The sequence below is a fragment of the Pseudomonas sp. GW821-FHT02B10 genome (genome assembly GCF_059421865.1).
Window position 1 is genome coordinate 35686 of record NZ_JBWKVU010000013.1, and the last position, 17773, is coordinate 53458.

The following is a 17773-nucleotide window of genomic DNA, read 5'->3' on the forward strand; positions in this document are numbered from 1 at the left end:
AGAGCCTAGGGTCAGGCCTGGACCTCGGAGGACAGGATCATGAGCCAGATCACCCAACATGCCCTGAAGCTCAATGGCATCGAATTGCACCTGCATGCCGCCGGCCCGCTGGACGGGCCGCCGGTGTGGCTGCTGCATGGGTTTCCCGAGTGCTGGTATTCGTGGCGCCGGCAGGTCGCGCCGCTGACGGCCGCCGGCTACCGGGTGCTGCTCCCGCAGATGCGCGGCTACGGCGCCAGCAGCGCCCCCGAGGAGGTGGCGGCCTATGACGTGTTGACCCTGTGCGCCGATATTCAACAAGCGATGGATGCCCTGGGCCAGGAGCAGGCCTGTATCGTCGGTCACGACTGGGGCGCCGTGGTGGCCTGGCACCTGGCGCTGCTGGAGCCGCAGCGGGTCAAGGCCCTGGTGACCCTGTCGGTGCCGTTCGCCGGCCGCCCGAAACGCCCGGCCGTGGAGATCATGCGCGAGCTGTTCGCCGAGCGTTTCAACTACATCCTGTACTTCCAGGAACCCGGCGTCTCCGAGCGGGAACTGGACGCCGACATCGACCGCAGCCTGCTGCATTTCATGCACGACTGCGAACACCTGCTGGATGAAAAAAGCCCGTCGGCCCTGCTGTTCGAGGGCATGCCTGTGCGCCACACACCGCCCGCCTGGTGCACGCCGGAGGATTTTGCGGTGTACCGGCGCACCTTTGCAGGGCGAGGTTTTCGCGGCGCCTTGAACTGGTACCGCAACTTCGAGCGCAACTGGCAACGGACCGAACACCTGGGCGAATGCCAGGTGAGCCAACCCACCCTGTTCATGATCGGCGATCGCGACCCGGTGGGCCAGCTGGAAGCCCGCACGCTGGAGCGCATGCCCGGCAAGGTACCGCGCCTGGAACAGCATCGACTGGCGGATTGCGGGCACTGGATCCAGAGTGAAAAGGCCGAGGAGGTCAATCTGCGGCTGCTGGATTTTCTGCGCCGGCATTACCCCTGCCCGCCTACGGTGCAGACAGGGGCCTAGCGTTACAGGCTGCGATATTCGAGGGTGAGGTGCGACAGTTCGTGGACCGGCGCCAGGCGCTGGCGGATGGTCTCGGCGCTGACGCCAGCAGCCGCCACCACACTGACAATCGCCGCCCGCGCCTGCGGGCCGACCTGCCACACATGCAGGTCGGTGATACGCGCATCGCCGGCGGCTTCCACCGACTGGCGAATCTCGCCGGCCAGCTGTTCGTCCGTGGTGTCGAGCAGCACCGCCGCGCTGGACTTCATCAGGCTATACGCCCAACGGGCGATCACCACCGCGCCAACGATGCCCATCACCGGGTCGAGCCAGACCCACCCCAGGTAACGCCCCGCCAGCAACGCGGCGATGGCCAGGACCGAGGTCAGGGCATCGGCCAGCACATGGACGTAGGCCGAGCGCAGGTTGTTGTCGTGGTGATGGCCATGCCCGTGCGAATGCTCGTGCGGATGCTCATGAGCCTGCTGATGAACGTGGCCGTGGTCGTGATGGGCATGGCCGCCGGAAAGCAGCAAGGCACTGACGATGTTCACCAGCAGCCCGGCCACGGCGATCACGGTCGCCTCGGTGAAGGCCACCTGGGTCGGCTGCAACAGCCGCAGCAACGACTCGCCGGCAATGCCGATGGCCACCAGGCCGAGGATCAGCGCCGAAGCGAACCCCGCCAGGTCGCCGACCTTGCCGGTGCCGAAGCTGAAACGCGCACTGTCGGCATTGCGCCGGGCAAAACCGTAGGCCGCCGCCGCGATGCCCAGGGCCCCGGCGTGGGTCGCCATATGGAAACCATCGGCGAGCAAGGCCATGGAACCGGTGAGATAACCGGCGGCGATTTCGCCAATCATCATGACGAAGGTCAGCACCACCACCCACAGGGTGCGCCGGGCGTTTTCATCGTGGGCGGCACCGAGGAAGTGGTGGTCGTGGGTCAAGCCTGCCGCGGGCAAGGTCGGGCGCATGGTGTGGCCTCCAGTCAGGAATAACGGCGAATGGCTGCGAGCAGTTCGTTCACGCCCTTGGCCCGTTCGGCATCGCTGAGTTCAGGATGGGCCACATGCTCCAGGGCATGGGCCTCGATGATTTCCCCCATCAGGCCATTGATCGCGCCTCGGGTGGCCGCCACCAGGTGCAGGGTCTTGGCGCATTCCGCGCCGGACTCCAGGGCCCGCTCCACGGCCTGCATCTGGCCCTGGATGCGCCGGACCCGTTTGAGCAGATCGTCTTTCTGTGCGTGCGTGTGCGACATACCCATACCCCCTATACCTATATGGCGCTTATCCTGGCCGATGCCATGGGCCTACGCAAGGGTTTGATGACGCCGGTCGTCCGCCACTGCCTATCGATCACCCACGGCCCAGCCCCGCCAGGCGAAGCACGGAGACACGATTTCAAAGAGGGATTTACCGAGGAAGGTCGCGCCCAGATCAGGCAGATCTCCTGACCTGGCCGATGGGCGAAATCAATCGTCGCGGGTCAGGACTTCCAGCAGCTCGATCTCGAACACCAGGTTGGCATTCGGCGGGATCTTGCCCATCGACCGCTCGCCATAGCCCAGGTGCGCCGGCACCAAGAGCTTGCGCTTGCCGCCGACCTGCATGCCCATCAGGCCCTGGTCCCAGCCTTTAATTACCCGTCCGGTGCCGATCACGCACTGGAAAGGCTTACCGCGCTCCCAGGAAGAATCGAAGGGCGTGCCGTCTTCCAGGAAACCGCGGTACTGGGTGGTGATCAAGGCGCCCTTGACCGCCGCCTTGCCCTCGCCCACTTCGATATCGATCACCTGCAACGAATCGCTCATCCACTCACTCTCTATTGACGGCGGCCGGCAGTGGCCACCGAGGGTGCGGAAAATAGCAAATTTTCGGCCTCGCGACCTGTAAGGCATGCTCCTGGAGGGGGCTGAGGCAGAGCACATTATCGATGCCTCCTGGCCCAGCCACCATTTTTCAGATTGTCCCTACAGACCCTCCATAGCCAAATCCAATAGCGTCCCTAAGCCAACTGAAAATGCTCTTCGCTCCCCCTCTGACGGGGGCTTCTTTATGGACAATGTGGACGCAAACACGGATGAGTGGCTACGTACCGAACGCCCCGAAGGGCTATCGCAACAAGGGGGTAGAGCCCGTCGATCTAGGCGCCCAACGCTGGGCGCAATACCCGGACCTGCCACCGAAGGCAGAAGCCAAACCCCAGACAGCTGGGTGCACCTTTACCAAACCCTGCAAGCTCCCTGATGGGGTCATCAACTACGCCAGCTCCGCCATTCCCACCAATGCCATCAGCGAATACGGGCAGCTCGTTTTGCTGGGCGGACGCGAAGCGGATGCAACGGGGAAAATCCCTCTCCAGCAAATCAGTGGTCACGCGTTACCTGCTGCACTTGGAACACTTCTATTAGGTGGAGTGGCTGCTACTGCTGGTGCTGCTACAGCGGTTGGCACTGGAGCCGGTGCTGGAATCAGCACGGGTACTGCGGCAACAGGCGCGAGTGCGGGTACCACGTTTTTTACCACGGGTGTTATTGCAGGTGGATTGGCGGGCATAGCCGCATTGCTCTGGCCATCGAGCTTGGGCGACAGCAGCCTGTACACACCCGAACAGCTCAAAGCGCTCAAGGAAGGCCGCACACGTGTCCGGTTGCACATAGAACAGCAAGCTGACGGCACGCTGAAAGGCTATGGATACAACACTGAGAAGCGCAGCGACTGGGAAATGATCCCTGTTGCCCGGTTCGAGACTCAGGGCTCTCAGCAGGTGGCCGATTTCGGAGACGGGATCACCCTGACCTGGACACCAGCCATTGACCCGTCCAGTGCTTCGGGGATCCCTCCATTAGAGGCAGCACCACAGGCTCCCCACATCTGGATTTATCCGCCCACCGAACAGGCGGATAGCATCATCGTCAACCCGCTCTACCCGCCTGATTACAAAGACTTCATCCTGGTCTTCCCGCCGGGGTCCGGGATTCAGCCTCTGTACATCGTGTTCAACATTCAGTTGGAGAAGAACAGGAAGCAGGGCAAGGCGTTTGAAGATGCCAAATATGATGAGCTCAGCCAGACCCAACCCGAGCTTGGCCGAGAAGTGACGATCAAGACCAAAAGCGGAGCCCGTACAAGGCTCGACATGCTGGGACGTGATGCTGATGGCAAACTTTCCTGTATCGAGTGCAAATCATCAGACACAGCACCACTGACCAAGAACCAGAAAGTTGCTTTCCCTGAAATCGAAGAAAATGGTGCAATAGTTGTAGGCAAAGGGAAGCCGGGGTTCCCCGGTGGTACTGAAATCCCACCAACCAAAGTCGAAATTATTCGACCAAAGCCCTGAGGGAACAGACATGTCTATTACGAATCCGCAGGTAATCGATATCTGGGTCATCCCCACCTGGGAGCCCAATAACATTGTGCTGATTATCTCTGACCACCTTGAATGGGGCGATAAAGTCCAACAAGGCGAACATCTGCAACTACTACAAGACAAGATCAACACATATGTTGCTTTCATTGAGAGCGGGGAAATCTACACTGAGATTCCGGGTGCACTTGGTAAGTCCCCCATCATTCGCATCAATGGACTGCATGAACTACCAGAGCAAGGTGAGCTCTTCATTGATCGTGCTACTGAGGTGCTGAAAGAGGTTGGTATTGGACTAGAGTTCGTGCTTGATGAAAACGAGACAATACGCAACATGTGAACAAGGGCCACGCCCAAATGAAAGGCAGCGACACCAATGTCAATCGGTTGAAAGAGTGCCAATGGGATCTGGCAAAGCCCTGATCCCCCACTCCCCCCTCAAGACCGCTTGAACAAACTCCAGACAAACGCCACCACCCCACCCACAGTCGCCACTGCCGCCAGCCAGCCCACCACCGACAACCCCTGCCAGGCCGGGCCGGCCGCGGCGATCTGTGGGCCGAAGGCGATCAGCAGCGCGCTGATCAGCAGGGCCAGGGACAAGCGGGTGGAGGCCAGGCGCAGGGATTTTTCCAGGCGCTCGATGCCCGGCATATCGAGGCGCAGGTCGACCACGCCATGTTTCAGGCGGTTGATCAGCAGGCGGGTCAGTTGAGGCAGTTCGACGGCGACGCCACGGCCCAGTCCCAGGCCGTCGAGGCCCAGGCGGCGGGCGAGTTTCCAGCTGAATTGCTGCTTGAGCATCTTGCTGATGGCCGGGCGCGCGGTGGCTATCAGGTCCAGTTGCGGGTCGAGCCGGGTGAGTACGCCATCGGCAGTGATCAGCGCCTTGAACAGCACCAGCAGGTCGGCCGGCAACAACAGTTGGTATTCGCGCATCAGGCCGAGGAAGTCCTCGATCATCGCACTCATGTTCAGCGCCTTGCCGCTGTGTCGGCCCATGAACTCCCGGGCGGCCTGTTCGATGGCAGACAGGTCGCGCACCTGCTCGCCGCTCCAGTCGATCAGCACCGCCACCAGCGCTTCGGTACTGCCCTCGGTCATGGCCCGCATAAAGCTCATGACCTCCAGGCGCCGGCGTTCGTCGAGGCGCCCGACCATGCCGAAGTCGATAAAGCCGACCCGATTGTCGTCCATGGCCCGCAGGTTGCCGGGGTGCGGGTCGCCGTGGAACAGGCCGTCCTCCAGCAGCATCTTGATGAACGCCTGGGCCCCGCGCTGCGCCAGCAGGCTCGGGTCCAGGCCCTGCTCGATCAGGGCCTGGCGTTCCAGCGGCGTGTGACTGGGCAAAAATTCCTGGACCAGCAGGCGCTCGCTGCTGTGCAGCCAGTGGATACGCGCAATGGCGATCTGCGGATGCTCGGCGAAATTCGCCGCCACTGCGTCGCAGTGCTGCCCCTCCTGGGTGAAGTCCAGTTCTTCGAGCATCGCCCGGGCCAGTTGCCGGACCATCTGCCGTGGCTGGTAATGGGCCAGGGACGCGTTCTCTTCCACCAGCATCGCCACGCCTTCCAGCAATTGCAGGTCGGCGCTCATCTTGCGCCGCAGGCCGGGGCGCTGGACCTTGACCACCACCGCCTCGCCACTGAGCAGGCGCGCGCGATAAACCTGGGCGATGGAGGCCGCGGCCAGGGGCTCGCTGTCGAACTCGGCGAACACCTGGTCCAGCTCGCAGCCCAGGTCGTCGCGTACCTGATCTTCCAGCTCGCTCCAGGGCAGGGTCGCGGCGCCGCTGTGCAACGCCTCCAGTTCGCTGATCCAGTGCGGCGGCAGGATGTCGCTGCGGCTGGCGAGGATCTGCCCGAGCTTGATAAAGGTCGGCCCGAGTTTCTCCAGGGCCAGGCGCACCCGTTGCGGCGTCGAGTCCTGCGGCTGCGCTTCACCACCGGCTGGCGACTCGCCCAACAGGCGCCCCAGGCCCAGGCGCAGTAAAACGTCCTGGGCACCGAAGGCCGCCAGCACGGCGACAATCTGATGCACCCGCTTATGGTGTTTGAGTGCCGTCCAGGTGGGTTCGAGCATGGTCGGGATGATCCTTCACAAGGTGACGCCCGCGGCGTGGCTGGCGGGCCCAGGGTTGGGTGGCGCGCCTGCCGCGGACTCCGGGATCGACGACACGCCATGCAAGGTCCGACCACAGCGGCCGGCAATCATTCACAACGCGCTGGCGCCGATTGCGCCTGCGCGTGCGAGGCGCTGCCGAAGAGCGCATGCCGACGGCTGCCCATGGCTGCGCCCGCCATGAATTCGGTTACCATGGCGCCCCCCTGAAATCCGCACGCCGATAAGGACATCCGTATGGCTGTTTCAACTATTGTGATTCTGCTCGTTCTGGCCCTGCTGGTGATCTATGTCATCACCGTCTACAACGGCCTGGTGGCCCGCCGGAACCGCTTCAAGAACGCCTTCGCGCAGATCGAAGTCCAGCTCAAGCGCCGTTACGACCTGATCCCCAACCTGGTGGAAACCGCCAAGGCCTACCTCAAGCACGAGCGCGACACCCTCGAAGCCGTGACCGCGGCGCGCAATGCCGCGCTGGCGGGTCTCAAGGCCGTCGCGGCCGAGCCCGGCAACCCGCAGCACATGGCGCAACTGGGCCAGGCCGAAGGCGTACTGTCCAGCGCCATGGGCCGGCTGAACCTGAGCATGGAGGCCTACCCGGACCTCAAGGCGTCGCAGAACATGCAACAGCTGAGCGAAGAGCTGACCAGCACCGAAAACAAAGTGTCCTTTGCCCGCCAGGCCTTCAACGACACGGTGATGGATTACAACAGCTACAAGCAGAGTTTCCCGCCGGTGATCCTGGCCGGCCTGTTCGGCCATGGCGCCGATGCCAGCCTGCTGCAATTCGCCGACAGCGCCCTGATCCAGGAAGCCCCCAAGGTCGCGTTCTAACCTTCTGTCACCCTGGATGGTCCGATGAACTTTTTTGAACACCAGGCCCGGGCCAAACGGCGTACCGGCACCCTGGTGGTGCTGATGATCCTGGCCGTGCTGTGTCTGGTGGCCGTCACCAGTCTGGCGCTGAATCTGCTCTGGCTGCAATTTCTCAAGGAGATGAAGCAGTCGCCGAGCTTCGACTGGCACCTGAGCGCGATGATCGCCGCGGTGGTGTTCCTGGTGGTGATCGGCAGCAGCATGGGCAAGCACGCCGAACTCAAGGCCGGCGGCAAGGTGGTCGCCAAGCGCCTGGGTGGCCGGCTGATCAACCTGCACCCGGACGGTCTGGAAGAACAACGGCTGCTCAATGTAGTCGAGGAAATGGCCCTGGCCTCGGGCACGCCGGTGCCACAGGTGTACGTGCTGCCCGATGCCGGGATCAATGCCTTCGCCGCCGGCTTCACGCCACAGGAGGCGGTGATCGGGGTCACCCGCGGCGCCATCATGGTGCTCAACCGCGAGGAACTGCAGGCGGTGATCGCCCATGAGTTCAGCCATATCTACAACGGCGACATGCGCCTCAACACCCGGCTGGTGGCGATTGTCCACGGCATCCTGGTCATCGGCCTGACCGGCGAGGCGATGGCCGAAGGGGTCAACCAGGCTGGCCGGCTGGCGCAAAACCGGGTCGGCGGGCTGGCGATGTGGAGTGGCCTGGCGCTGATCCTGCTGGGCTCGGTCGGGACTTTTTTCGGCAACCTGATCAAGGGCGCCATCAGCCGCGAGCGCGAGTTCCTCGCCGATGCCTCGGCGGTGCAATTCACCCGCAACCCGGCCGGCCTGGTCGGCGCACTGAAAAAAATCGGCGGTTACGCCGCCAGCTCGAAACTCGACAGCGCCTTCAGCGCTGAATACAGCCACCTGTATTTCAGTGAAGGGGCCACCCTCTCCGTCTATGGCCAGTCCGCGACCCATCCGCCCCTCTCGGCGCGGATCCGGCGCCTGGAACCGGGCTGGGACGGCCGCTTGCCCACCATCGAAGCCATCGAACTGCCGGCCGAACCCGCCCGCTCCGGCCTGGACAGCTCCGGGGTGTTCAGCCGCCAGTCGCAAGCGACCAGCGCCCTGGTGTTCGACCTGAATGCGATCAAGCAGTCGATTGCCAGCATCGGCAGCCCGAACGCGCAACATCTGCTGGCGGCCCAGGCAACGCTGGTCAGCCTCGACCCGGCGCTCCAGCGCAGCGCCCACAGCACCACCGGCGCCCAGGCGCTGGTCTATGGCCTGCTGCTGTCCGCCAACGACTCGATGCGCAGCCGGCAACTCGCGCAGCTGGACGCCAACAGCCCCACCGAGGTCTTCGGTTGCCTGCAAGCCCTGCAAAAACAACTGGCGGCCCTCGACCCGAACCTGCGCCTGCCGCTGCTGGACCTGTCGATACCGGCCCTGCAGCAGCTGGACAAGCAAGCCTGCAAGCTGTTCATGGACAACCTGCGGCAACTGATCGACGCCGACGATCAGGTCGAACTGCTGGAGTGGACGCTGCTGCGCATCGTGCAACGCAATGTCGAAGGCCTGCCGGCGCCCGAGTACAAATGGGGGCTGTTCCAGCGCAGCGAAGAACTGGCGGTCCTGCTCGGCGCCCTGGCCAGTGCCGGGCAAAAGACCGCGCAGCAGGCCCAACTGGCCCTGGCCCATGCCTGGAGCGGCCTGCCCTTCGCCCAGCCGCAACCGGCGGAGGTCGACCTCGAACACCTGGATGCCGCCCTGGTGCGCCTGCGCCAGTTGATGCCCGAGGAACGGCCAACGCTGCTGCAGGCCATGGCCCGCTGCGTCTGCTACGACGGCCAGGTCACCGTGGCCGAAGCCGAGCTGATGCGCGCCGTGGCCGATGTGCTGGATTGCCCGATGCCGCCGCTGCTGCCCCCGGCAGTCACCGAGCCCGCGCCTTCCCAGGCATCGGCCAGCGCCCCCCAGGCCGCCACGCTCTGAGTACTGGTCAACCATTCCTGCCCAGCGCCAGCCTGGGCAGGCACCGCATCCTTACCAGAGCGCGACCTCGTAGGTGAAATAGAGGCGGTTGCTGTCGCGCCCCCGGGCGAAGTCGGAGCGGTACACATAGTTGCGCAGCTTCACCCCCAGGCCCTTGAAGCGGCCTTGCTGCACCACATAGGCCAGTTCGGCATCGCGCTCCCATTCCTTGATCGCCGAGTTTGACTGGCCATCGCTGCCGCTCAGGTAGCGGGTGGAAAACGTCAGCCCCGGCACCCCGAGCCCGGCGAAGTTGTAGCCATAGCCGAGCATCCAGGTTTTCTCGTCCTCCTCGATGAACTTGCCAATGCCCACGTTGCTGAACGAGTACACCGTGGCGCCGCTGATATAAGGCAAGCCGGCATCACCGCTGAGCACCTGATAGCCGCCACTCAGGGTATGGCCGGCCACGGCATAGGACAGCAGGCCGCTGAGCATATCGTTGTCGATGTTGCCGCCGTAGGCCGAACCGCTGTCGCTGCTGTGGAAGTAACGCAAGTCACTGGTCAGCACGCCGGCGCCCAGCTTCAGGTCGTGCTGGATACCGGCGAAGTGCTGCCGGTAGAAGTGCTCGAGCTCGCCGTAGAAGTAGCTCAGGCGCAGGTTCTTGCCGAGCTTGTAGTCGGCCCCGGCATAGGTGAAGTCCCCGGACTTGTCGCCGGCATAACCGTCCGCAACGATCGGCACGCTGTCGCTGGAATCGCGCAGCTTGAAGCGATCCAGCCGGCCAGCGGTGAGCGTCAGGTTGTCGATGTCGCTGCTGGTGACCTGTGTGCCCTGGTAGGTCTGCGGCAGCAGTCGCGCGTCGTTGTAGATCAGCACCGGGTTCCTCGGTAGCAAGGTGCCGTGCTTGAGCGTGGTCCCGGCCAGCCTGGCCTTGGCCGTGACACCGGCACTGGCGAACGCGGCGGCGGCGCGACCGTCGTCATGCACCGGCAGCAAGCCGGTACCGCTGCGGCCCCGTCCCGAGTCGAGCTTGACCCCGACCAGGGCCAGCCCGTCGACGCCCAGGCCGAGGGTGCCGGGGGTGAAACCCGACTGGAAATCCAGCAGCAGGCCCTGGGCCCACTCCGTGCGCTCGCTCTTGGCCGTGCGTGCCGCCCGGACGCTCAGGCCATGCTCGTCACGGAAGTTCTCGTTGAAATAGACATTGCGCAGTTGCAGCTTGAGCGTGCTGTCGTCGCCAAAGCCTGCCGCGCCGACAGTCGTCAGCGGCAACAGGGCGACCAGAGGAAACCACGCCCCAGGGATGATCGAACGGGTCATATCGGACTACTCATTGTTGTTATTCGAGTTGTTGTTTTTTTAAGGTGCCGTTATTCAAGGTGCAGGTGTCGCGCGCCATGAACCCGGCGCGCCAGGGAACACCTGATGGTTCAGGGGGATGACTCAGGAGAACAGGCTCAGGAAAACAGGGTCAGCGCGCCGGTCAGCAAGGCCAGGGCGGTAATCACCAGGGAGGTCAGGACCGCCCATTTGACGGTGGCTTTCTGGAAGTCGCCGATGTCGCGATCGACCATCCCCACCAGCAGCAGGGTCGAGGCCACCAGCGGGCTCATCAGGTGCACCGGCTGGCCGAGGATCGAGGCCCGGGCGATCTCCAGCGGATCGATGCCATAGGCCGCCGCGGCATTGGCGAGGATCGGCACCACGCCGAAGTAGTAGGCATCGTTGGACAGCACGAAGGTCAGCGGCATGCTGGTGATGGCCACCACCAGCGGGAACAGATGCCCCCACGACGGCGGAATCCAGTCCACCAGGGTCTGCGCCAGGGCATCGACCATCTTGGTACCGGAGAAGATCCCGGCAAAGATGCCGGCGGCGAACACCAGCAGCACCACCGTCATGGCATTGCCCGAATGGGCGAGGATCCGCTCTTTCTGCATCTCCAGTTGCGGGTAGTTGATCATCAGCGCCAGCACGAAGCCGATCAGGAACAGGATCGCCGAATGCATCAGGCCCATCACCAGCGCCACCATCACCGCCACCACCAGCAACAGGTTGACGTAGGCCAGCTTCGGTCGCTTGCAGGGCGAGTCTTCGACAATGGCCTTGATGTAGCAGTTGCCGCCACCGCTCTGCAGTTGGGTGTTGCCGATACGCTTGCGCTCGGCGCGGCCCAGCAGGAAGGCGCTAAACACCACCCAGGCCGCACCGCCGATCATGGTCGGCAGCAACGGCACGAAGTACTCGCCGGCATCCAGCCCCAGGGCGGCGATGGCCCGGGTGGCCGGACCGCCCCAGGGGGTCATGCCGCTCATGATGCTCAGGGACAGCATAGCGATGGTGGCGAGGATCATCGGGTTCATGCCGATGCGCTTGTACAGCGGCAGCATCGCCGCGCAGGTGATCATGTAGGTGGTGGTGCCGTCGCCGTCCAGGGCCACCAGCAGCGACAGCAACGCGGTGCCGACGGCGATCTTCACCGGGTCGCCGTTGACCCGCTTGAGGATCTTGCGGATCAACGGGTCGAACAGGCCCGCGTCGATCATCAGGCCGAAGAACAGAATCGCGAACAGCAGCAGCGCCGCGGAGGGGGCGACCATTTTCAGGCCGTCGAGCATCATTTTTCCGGTGCTGCCGGCAAACCCGCCGATCACCGCGAAGACGATGGGCACCAGGGTCAGGGCAACGATCGGGGACAAGCGCTTGGTCATGATCAGGAAGGTGAACACGACCACCATGGCCAGGCCGAGTAATGCAAGCATGAGGGATTCTCTTGTTGTTATGGACAAGCATGGCCGACGCCCAGGCGCACGGCCCCCTACCCGCCAGGCGGGGCCTGGCGAGGGTTTCAACCGGAGTCAAAAACGGAAGATGGAGGGAGCCGCAAGCGGCTAGAGGTGTTTGCCGGCCTGCGCCGGCTCCCAGGCTGGGTCACTGGCCTGGGCGTTGGGTGTCGCCTTGCCATCCAGGGTCTGTAGCAGCACCTGGCGATCGCAGGCGTTTTCCGACAGCGAAATCACCACCGTGGCCACGGCATTGCTGGCCAGGCTGGTGAGCGCCCGGGCCTCGGACATGAAGCGGTCGATGCCGATCAACAGCGCCAGCCCCGCCAAGGGGATGTCGTGGATCACCGTCAGGGTCGAGGCCAGGGCGACGAAGCCGCTGCCAGTCACCCCCGCCGCGCCCTTGGACGACAACAGCATGATCGCCAGCATCGTGATCACCTGCCCCAGGCTCAAGTCGATGTTGCAGGCCTGGGCAATGAAAATCGCCGCCAGCGACAGGTAGATGGCCGTGCCATCGAGGTTGAACGAATAGCCGGTGGGCAGCACCAGGCCCACCACGCCTTTCTTGCAACCCAGGGCCTGGAGCTTCTCCAGCATGCGCGGCATCACCGGCTCGGTGGATGAGGTGCCCAGCACCACCAGGAACTCTTCACGCAGGTAGCGCAACAGCTTCCACAGGCTGAACCCATGGGCGCGACAAATACCCCCCAGCACCACGAAGACGAAGAATCCGCAGGCGATGTAGAGGGTCATGATCAGCTTGGCCAGGGCGCCCAGGGAGGTGATGCCGTACTGGCCGACCGTGAAGGCCAGCGCGCCGAACGCACCGATCGGGGCAAAGCGCATCAGGTAGGAAAAGATCTTGAACACCATGTGCGAGGCGGCTTCCAGCACATCCAGCACGGGCTTGCCGCGCTCGCCCAGGGACGACAGGGCAAAACCGCAGAGCACCGCGATGAACAGCACCGGCAGCACTTCGCCCTTGGTGAAGGCGCCGACAAAGGTCTCGGGAATGATGTGCATGAAGAACTCCACCACCCCCAGCTTCGCCGCCGACTCGGTGTACTGCGACAAGCCCTGGGTACTCAGGTGAGTGGGGTCGATGTTCATGCCCGCGCCGGGCTTGAACAGGTAGACCGCCACCAGGCCGATGATCAGACTGACCACCGTCAGCGCCAGGAACAGCAGCAGGGTCTTGCTCAGGAGGCGGCCCAGGGAACGCTTGTCGTTCATCCCGGCGATCCCGGTGACGATGGTGCAGAACACCACCGGCGCGATCATCATCTTGACCAGCTTGATGAAGGCATCGCCCAGGGGCTTGAGGGCAATGGCCTGCTGGGCCCAGAAGTGCCCGACCAGCACGCCCAGCAGCACGGCACAGATGATCTGGAAGTAGAGCGATTTAACGACTTTCATGGCATCACCCATTTTTAGAATTGTTCTGATGCGAACGACTGTCACTGCGGTACAGGACTATCCGGCCAGGCGTTGTGACGCCGGGGCGTAGACGAAACCGGAGAACAGCCTTCGCGCGGTGCGCACCACCGAGGCGCGAATGGTCTCTCCCTGGTTGCCGGAGTAGGACAATACGATATCGATTGCGCCACTGGGGTGTTCCAGGCGCACCTGCTGTAAACGCGCGGGACCGATGTCGCCCAGCAGTTGCGCGGCGACGCTGCCCGCGCTGACACAGGCGGTGGCCAGGCCGATGGCGCCGGTGATGGCCAGCGCGCGATGGCAGCTGTGCGGCATGAAGTAACGCGCCTGCAAGGTGCCGCCGGCCACCGCCGGCGAGATCAGCACCGGCTTGGGGATCACCTTGTCACTGACGTCGCCCAGGCCCATGGCCAGGCCCGCCTTCAAGCGCAGGGACTCCAGCCGCCGCAGGAAGTCCTTGTCGGCGTCCAGCTCGGCCGGGGTTTCATCCCCGCGCTTGCCCAATTGACCGGCCTCGACGATCAGCAGCGGCATGGCCATGTCGATGCAGGTCACCGGTAAGCCATCGATCAGGTCCCGGGTGTTCCCGGTAGGGAAGAGTCTGCCGGTCTTGCTGCCCGCGGCGTCGAGGAACGTCAGTTGCACAGGGGCGGCGGTGCCGGGCACGCCATCGATGGCGGTATCGCCTTCGTAGCTGACCTTGCCCGCCGGCGTCTGCACCAGGGAATGGATGAAGGTGCCGGTATTGAGATTGCGGATCCGCACCCGGGTCTGCTCGCCCGTGGCCTTGACCAGGCCTTGCTCGACGGCGAAGGGGCCGACCGCGCACAGCATGTTGCCGCAGTTGGGCGCCGTATCGACCCGGCGCTGGGACACCATCACCTGCACGAACAGGTAGTCGACATCGGCCTCGGGGTGCAGCGACGGGCTGACGATCGCGACCTTACTGGTCTGCGGGCTACCACCGCCAATGCCGTCGATCTCCAGTTCATGTCCCGAGCCCATCAGGTCGAGCAGCAGTTCATCGCGCTGTTCGATGGACACCGGCAGATCCCAGGCGAGAAACACCGGCCCCTTGGAGGTACCGCCGCGCATGAGCACACAAGGAATTCGTTGCATGGACACAGACTCTTGTTAATCAATCGGGTTAATTGATGTTCTGGGCACAAGAGTGTCAGGGAATAAATCATGTTTCCAATGCAAAGATCGTAGCGATTATTGCGTTTCACACATGAAAAATTTAATGTGAACAGCGCCTGCCTTCCCGCCCTCGCTTGAGACGAAAAACATGGAATATGAGCTCCAGGACATAAGATCCTTCGTGAAAATCGCCGAACTCGGAAGTTTCCACGAGGCGGCCGATGCCCTGCACTTGTCCCAGCCGGCCCTGAGCCGCCGGATCAAGAAGCTGGAGGAAGGCCTGGGCACCGCCCTGCTCGACCGCACCACGCGCAAGGTCAGCCTGACCAGCGTCGGCCGGGACTTCCTGCCCAAGGCCAGGCGCCTGCTGGATGACTTCGACGACTCGATCCTCAATATCCGCGAACTGGCGGAACGGCAGATCGGCCAGGTGACCCTGGCCTGCATTCCCACCGCGGCCTTCTACTTCCTGCCGTCGGTGATCCGTCTCTACAACGAGCGCTATCCGAAAATCCGTATCCGCCTGCTCGACCTCAGCGCCAATGAAGGGCTGGAAGCCGTGCTGCGCGGCGAAGCGGATTTCGGTATCAACATGATGAGCGGGCAACACCCGGACATCGAGTTCGTGCCCCTGGTCAACGAACCCTTCGTACTGGCGTGCCGGCGTGACCATGAACTGGCGAAAAAGGCCTCGGTCACCTGGTCGGAACTCAGCGATTACCGGCTGATCGGCGTCGGCCGCCTGAGCGGCAACCGGATGCTGCTGGACCACGCCCTGTCCGGCCTGAGCTGGCGTCCCCAGTGGTTCTACGAGGTGCAGCACCTGTCCACGTCGCTGGGCATGGTCGAGGCCGGGCTCGGGGTATCGGCCATGCCCAGCCTGGCCATGCCCGCGGCCGACCACCCGACCCTGGTGAGCATTCCGCTGAGCGAACCGGTGGTCAACCGCACCCTGGGCCTGGTCTACCGCCGCGGCGCCTCGCTATCGCCCGCCGCGGAAAAGTTCGTGTCGATCCTGCTCGAGCAATGGCCGCATTGACGGTCGATGGTGCAGGCACGCCAGTATCGAAGAGCACGAATGCCTGCAACCTGCGCTGACAACCTGCGGCGTATCGGCCATTAACGGCTGACTGCGCCGGCCCCAGACTTTATGCTGCACAGCCATCCCCCCATGGAACCTGCGGGCCAAACGGTTGCCTGAGGCGCAGCCGTTGTTTTCCGCGCACCACCCAATACCCGTTTTCCCAGGAGTAAGCCCATGCCCCATGAAGGCAACCTGTTGCAAGCCGCTGTCGTGTTTCTGTTCGCGGCGGTGCTGACCGTTCCCCTGGCCAAGCGCCTGCAACTGGGGGCCGTGCTCGGTTACCTGCTGGCCGGGGTGATCATCGGCCCGGCGGTACTGGGGCTGGTGGGCAACCCGCAGAGCATCAGCCATGTGTCGGAGCTGGGCGTGGTGTTGCTGCTGTTCATCATCGGCTTGGAGCTGTCGCCACGGCGCTTGTGGGTGATGCGCAAAGCGGTGTTCGGCGTCGGCCTGGCCCAGGTGCTGCTGACCGGGGTGGTGATCGGCTGCGTGGCCCTGTTCCTGTTTGGCCAGCCACTCAACAGCGCGATCGTGCTGGGCCTGGGCCTGGCGTTGTCGTCCACCGCCTTCGGCCTGCAAAGCCTGGCCGAACGCAAGGAGCTGACCAGCCCCCACGGGCGCCTGGCCTTCGCCATCCTGCTGTTCCAGGACATCGCGGCGATTCCGTTGATCGCCATGGTCCCGGTATTGGCCGGGGTCGACCACAACACCAGCAGCGCCGAAGACCTGCGCCATGGCCTGCAAGTGCTGGGCAGCATCGCCGTGGTGGTGATCGGCGGGCGCTACCTGTTGCGCCCGGTGTTCCGGGTAGTGGCGCGCACCGGCCTGCCGGAAGTGTCCACCGCCACTGCCTTGCTGGTGGTGATCGGCACCGCCTGGCTGATGGACATGGTTGGCGTGTCCATGGCCCTCGGCGCCTTTCTCGCCGGCCTGCTGCTGGCAGACTCGGAATATCGCCACGAACTGGAAGCGCAGATCGAACCCTTCAAGGGCCTGCTGCTGGGGCTGTTTTTCATCAGCGTCGGCATGGGCGCCAATATCGGCCTGCTGTTCAGCGCGCCGATCGCGGTGCTGGGCCTGACCCTGCTGCTGATCGCCATCAAGCTGCCGCTGCTGTTCGTGGTCGGGCGCCTGGCCGGCGGCCTGGGGCGCTTGAGCGCGGTGCGCCTGGGCGTGGTGCTGGCGGCCGGCGGCGAATTCGCCTTCGTGGTGTTCAAGATCGGCCGCGACCAGGGCCTGTTCGAGGCGCGCCTGTATGACCTGCTGGTGCTGACCATCACCCTGTCCATGGCCGTGACCCCGCTGCTGCTCCTGGCCTGCGCGCGCTTCTTGCAGCCCAAGGCCAAGCCCGTGGAGATGCCCGCCGAATACCGCGAGATCGAAACCGACGCGCCACGGGTGGTGATTGCCGGCATGGGCCGGATGGGCCAGATCGTCGCGCGGATCCTGCGGGCGCAGAACATCCCCTTCGTGGCCCTCGACACCTCGGTCGACACCATCGAGCTGACCCGCAGCTTCGGCGGCATGCCGGTGTTCTACGGCGACCCGATGCGCGCGGAAATCCTCAAGGCGGCCAAGGTCGGCGAGGCGGAGTACTTCGTGATCGCCACCGACGACCCGCAGACCAACATCAACACCGCGGCGGTGGTGCGCAAGCTCTACCCGCACATCAAGATCATCGCCCGCGCCCGTAACCGCCAGCACGTGCACAAGCTGGTGGACCTGGGGGCCGAAGCGGTGCGGGAAACCTACTACTCCAGCCTGGAAATGAGCCGCAAGGCGCTGATCGGCCTGGGCCTGACCCACGCCCAGGCCGACTCGCGGATCAAGCGCTTCACCGCCCACGACGAACAGGTGCTCGAAGCCCAGCACGCGATCTACGACGACCACGCGAAGATCCTGCAGTCGGCCCAGGAAGCCCGGGCCGAGCTGGCGCGGCTGTTCGAGGCGGACGCCGAGGACGAGCAGGCCGAAGGCGTGTTGCCGGCGCCGCGCTGAGCAGCGGGCCGCGCGCTGCGGCCTTTCGCGGGCAAGCCTC

The 17773-nt window shown here is 64.1% G+C and carries 15 protein-coding genes; 7 read left to right on the forward strand and 8 right to left on the reverse strand.

Annotated elements, in window-relative coordinates:
* Positions 1-39 precede the first annotated feature (39 nt).
* Positions 40-1014, forward strand: coding sequence for an alpha/beta fold hydrolase (locus AC07VU_RS24160; RefSeq protein WP_495030614.1), 975 nt, complete (start codon positions 40-42; stop codon positions 1012-1014).
* A gap of 2 nt (positions 1015-1016) precedes the next feature.
* Here AC07VU_RS24160 and dmeF read toward each other — a convergent pair whose 3' ends face one another.
* From dmeF to AC07VU_RS24175, 3 genes are all read right to left on the reverse strand, one after another.
* Positions 1017-1973 (reverse strand): CDF family Co(II)/Ni(II) efflux transporter DmeF, encoded by a 957-nt coding sequence (gene dmeF, locus AC07VU_RS24165; protein ID WP_495030615.1) that lies wholly within the window; start codon positions 1971-1973, stop codon positions 1017-1019.
* Positions 1974-1987: 14 nt separating this feature from the next.
* Positions 1988-2260: a metal/formaldehyde-sensitive transcriptional repressor gene (locus tag AC07VU_RS24170; protein ID WP_037034484.1), complete on the reverse strand. Its 273-nt coding sequence runs from the start codon at positions 2258-2260 to the stop codon at positions 1988-1990.
* A 213-nt stretch (positions 2261-2473) separates the two neighbouring features.
* The gene (locus AC07VU_RS24175) at positions 2474-2812 is read right to left on the reverse strand and encodes an FKBP-type peptidyl-prolyl cis-trans isomerase (RefSeq protein WP_102681050.1); all 339 of its coding nucleotides are present in this window, start codon (positions 2810-2812) and stop codon (positions 2474-2476) included.
* A gap of 269 nt (positions 2813-3081) precedes the next feature.
* Here AC07VU_RS24175 and AC07VU_RS24180 point away from each other — a divergent pair, with 269 nt between their 5' ends.
* Together AC07VU_RS24180 and AC07VU_RS24185 are read left to right on the forward strand one after the other, a co-directional pair.
* A complete protein-coding gene (locus tag AC07VU_RS24180) occupies positions 3082-4344 on the forward strand; it encodes an S-type pyocin domain-containing protein (RefSeq protein ID WP_277588455.1) in 1263 nt (420 codons plus the stop codon).
* 10 nt (positions 4345-4354) lie between these two features.
* Entirely contained in the window at positions 4355-4711 is a 357-nt protein-coding gene (locus tag AC07VU_RS24185; protein WP_277588454.1) for a DUF6572 domain-containing protein, read from the forward strand.
* Between the two features lie 98 nt (positions 4712-4809).
* Here the strand turns inward: AC07VU_RS24185 and AC07VU_RS24190 are convergent, their stop codons facing one another.
* Positions 4810-6453 carry an ABC1 kinase family protein gene (locus AC07VU_RS24190; RefSeq protein WP_495030616.1) on the reverse strand — a complete coding sequence of 548 codons (1644 nt, stop codon included), beginning with the start codon at positions 6451-6453 and terminating at the stop codon, positions 4810-4812.
* 276 nt (positions 6454-6729) lie between these two features.
* Here AC07VU_RS24190 and AC07VU_RS24195 point away from each other — a divergent pair, with 276 nt between their 5' ends.
* Both AC07VU_RS24195 and AC07VU_RS24200 read left to right on the forward strand, forming a co-directional pair.
* Complete coding sequence (locus AC07VU_RS24195) at positions 6730-7326, forward strand: LemA family protein (RefSeq protein WP_007925037.1); 597 nt, start codon at positions 6730-6732, stop codon at positions 7324-7326.
* 24 nt (positions 7327-7350) lie between these two features.
* Positions 7351-9303 (forward strand): M48 family metallopeptidase, encoded by a 1953-nt coding sequence (locus AC07VU_RS24200; protein ID WP_495030617.1) that lies wholly within the window; start codon positions 7351-7353, stop codon positions 9301-9303.
* A 51-nt stretch (positions 9304-9354) separates the two neighbouring features.
* Here the strand turns inward: AC07VU_RS24200 and AC07VU_RS24205 are convergent, their stop codons facing one another.
* From AC07VU_RS24205 to AC07VU_RS24220, 4 genes are all read right to left on the reverse strand, one after another.
* Positions 9355-10608 (reverse strand): OprD family porin, encoded by a 1254-nt coding sequence (locus AC07VU_RS24205; protein ID WP_495030618.1) that lies wholly within the window; start codon positions 10606-10608, stop codon positions 9355-9357.
* 137 nt (positions 10609-10745) lie between these two features.
* Positions 10746-12050, reverse strand: coding sequence for a CitMHS family transporter (locus AC07VU_RS24210; RefSeq protein ID WP_274306414.1), 1305 nt, complete (start codon positions 12048-12050; stop codon positions 10746-10748).
* Between the two features lie 129 nt (positions 12051-12179).
* Positions 12180-13502 (reverse strand): C4-dicarboxylate transporter DctA, encoded by a 1323-nt coding sequence (dctA, locus tag AC07VU_RS24215; RefSeq protein WP_495030619.1) that lies wholly within the window; start codon positions 13500-13502, stop codon positions 12180-12182.
* Between the two features lie 45 nt (positions 13503-13547).
* The gene (locus tag AC07VU_RS24220) at positions 13548-14630 is read right to left on the reverse strand and encodes a 4-oxalomesaconate tautomerase (RefSeq protein WP_495030620.1); all 1083 of its coding nucleotides are present in this window, start codon (positions 14628-14630) and stop codon (positions 13548-13550) included.
* A gap of 169 nt (positions 14631-14799) precedes the next feature.
* On the opposite strand from AC07VU_RS24220, the gene AC07VU_RS24225 reads away from it, so the two are divergent.
* Both AC07VU_RS24225 and AC07VU_RS24230 read left to right on the forward strand, forming a co-directional pair.
* On the forward strand, positions 14800-15690 hold the full coding sequence (locus AC07VU_RS24225; protein WP_009043295.1) for a LysR family transcriptional regulator: 891 nt from the start codon (positions 14800-14802) through the stop codon (positions 15688-15690).
* Positions 15691-15909: 219 nt separating this feature from the next.
* Positions 15910-17733, forward strand: coding sequence for a monovalent cation:proton antiporter-2 (CPA2) family protein (locus AC07VU_RS24230; RefSeq protein ID WP_101337534.1), 1824 nt, complete (start codon positions 15910-15912; stop codon positions 17731-17733).
* Positions 17734-17773 lie beyond the last annotated feature (40 nt).

Bases quoted from the DNA above. Each gene is read 5' to 3' on its own strand.
- AC07VU_RS24160 (WP_495030614.1), top strand. From the start codon at position 40: ATGAGCCAGATCACCCAACATGCCCTGAAGCTCAATGGCATCGAATTG.
- dmeF (WP_495030615.1), bottom strand. From the start codon at position 1,973: ATGCGCCCGACCTTGCCCGCGGCAGGCTTGACCCACGACCACCACTTC.
- AC07VU_RS24170 (WP_037034484.1), bottom strand. From the start codon at position 2,260: ATGTCGCACACGCACGCACAGAAAGACGATCTGCTCAAACGGGTCCGG.
- AC07VU_RS24175 (WP_102681050.1), bottom strand. From the start codon at position 2,812: ATGAGCGATTCGTTGCAGGTGATCGATATCGAAGTGGGCGAGGGCAAG.
- AC07VU_RS24180 (WP_277588455.1), top strand. From the start codon at position 3,082: ATGAGTGGCTACGTACCGAACGCCCCGAAGGGCTATCGCAACAAGGGG.
- AC07VU_RS24185 (WP_277588454.1), top strand. From the start codon at position 4,355: ATGTCTATTACGAATCCGCAGGTAATCGATATCTGGGTCATCCCCACC.
- AC07VU_RS24190 (WP_495030616.1), bottom strand. From the start codon at position 6,453: ATGCTCGAACCCACCTGGACGGCACTCAAACACCATAAGCGGGTGCAT.
- AC07VU_RS24195 (WP_007925037.1), top strand. From the start codon at position 6,730: ATGGCTGTTTCAACTATTGTGATTCTGCTCGTTCTGGCCCTGCTGGTG.
- AC07VU_RS24200 (WP_495030617.1), top strand. From the start codon at position 7,351: ATGAACTTTTTTGAACACCAGGCCCGGGCCAAACGGCGTACCGGCACC.
- AC07VU_RS24205 (WP_495030618.1), bottom strand. From the start codon at position 10,608: ATGACCCGTTCGATCATCCCTGGGGCGTGGTTTCCTCTGGTCGCCCTG.
- AC07VU_RS24210 (WP_274306414.1), bottom strand. From the start codon at position 12,050: ATGCTTGCATTACTCGGCCTGGCCATGGTGGTCGTGTTCACCTTCCTG.
- dctA (WP_495030619.1), bottom strand. From the start codon at position 13,502: ATGGGTGATGCCATGAAAGTCGTTAAATCGCTCTACTTCCAGATCATC.
- AC07VU_RS24220 (WP_495030620.1), bottom strand. From the start codon at position 14,630: ATGCAACGAATTCCTTGTGTGCTCATGCGCGGCGGTACCTCCAAGGGG.
- AC07VU_RS24225 (WP_009043295.1), top strand. From the start codon at position 14,800: ATGGAATATGAGCTCCAGGACATAAGATCCTTCGTGAAAATCGCCGAA.
- AC07VU_RS24230 (WP_101337534.1), top strand. From the start codon at position 15,910: ATGCCCCATGAAGGCAACCTGTTGCAAGCCGCTGTCGTGTTTCTGTTC.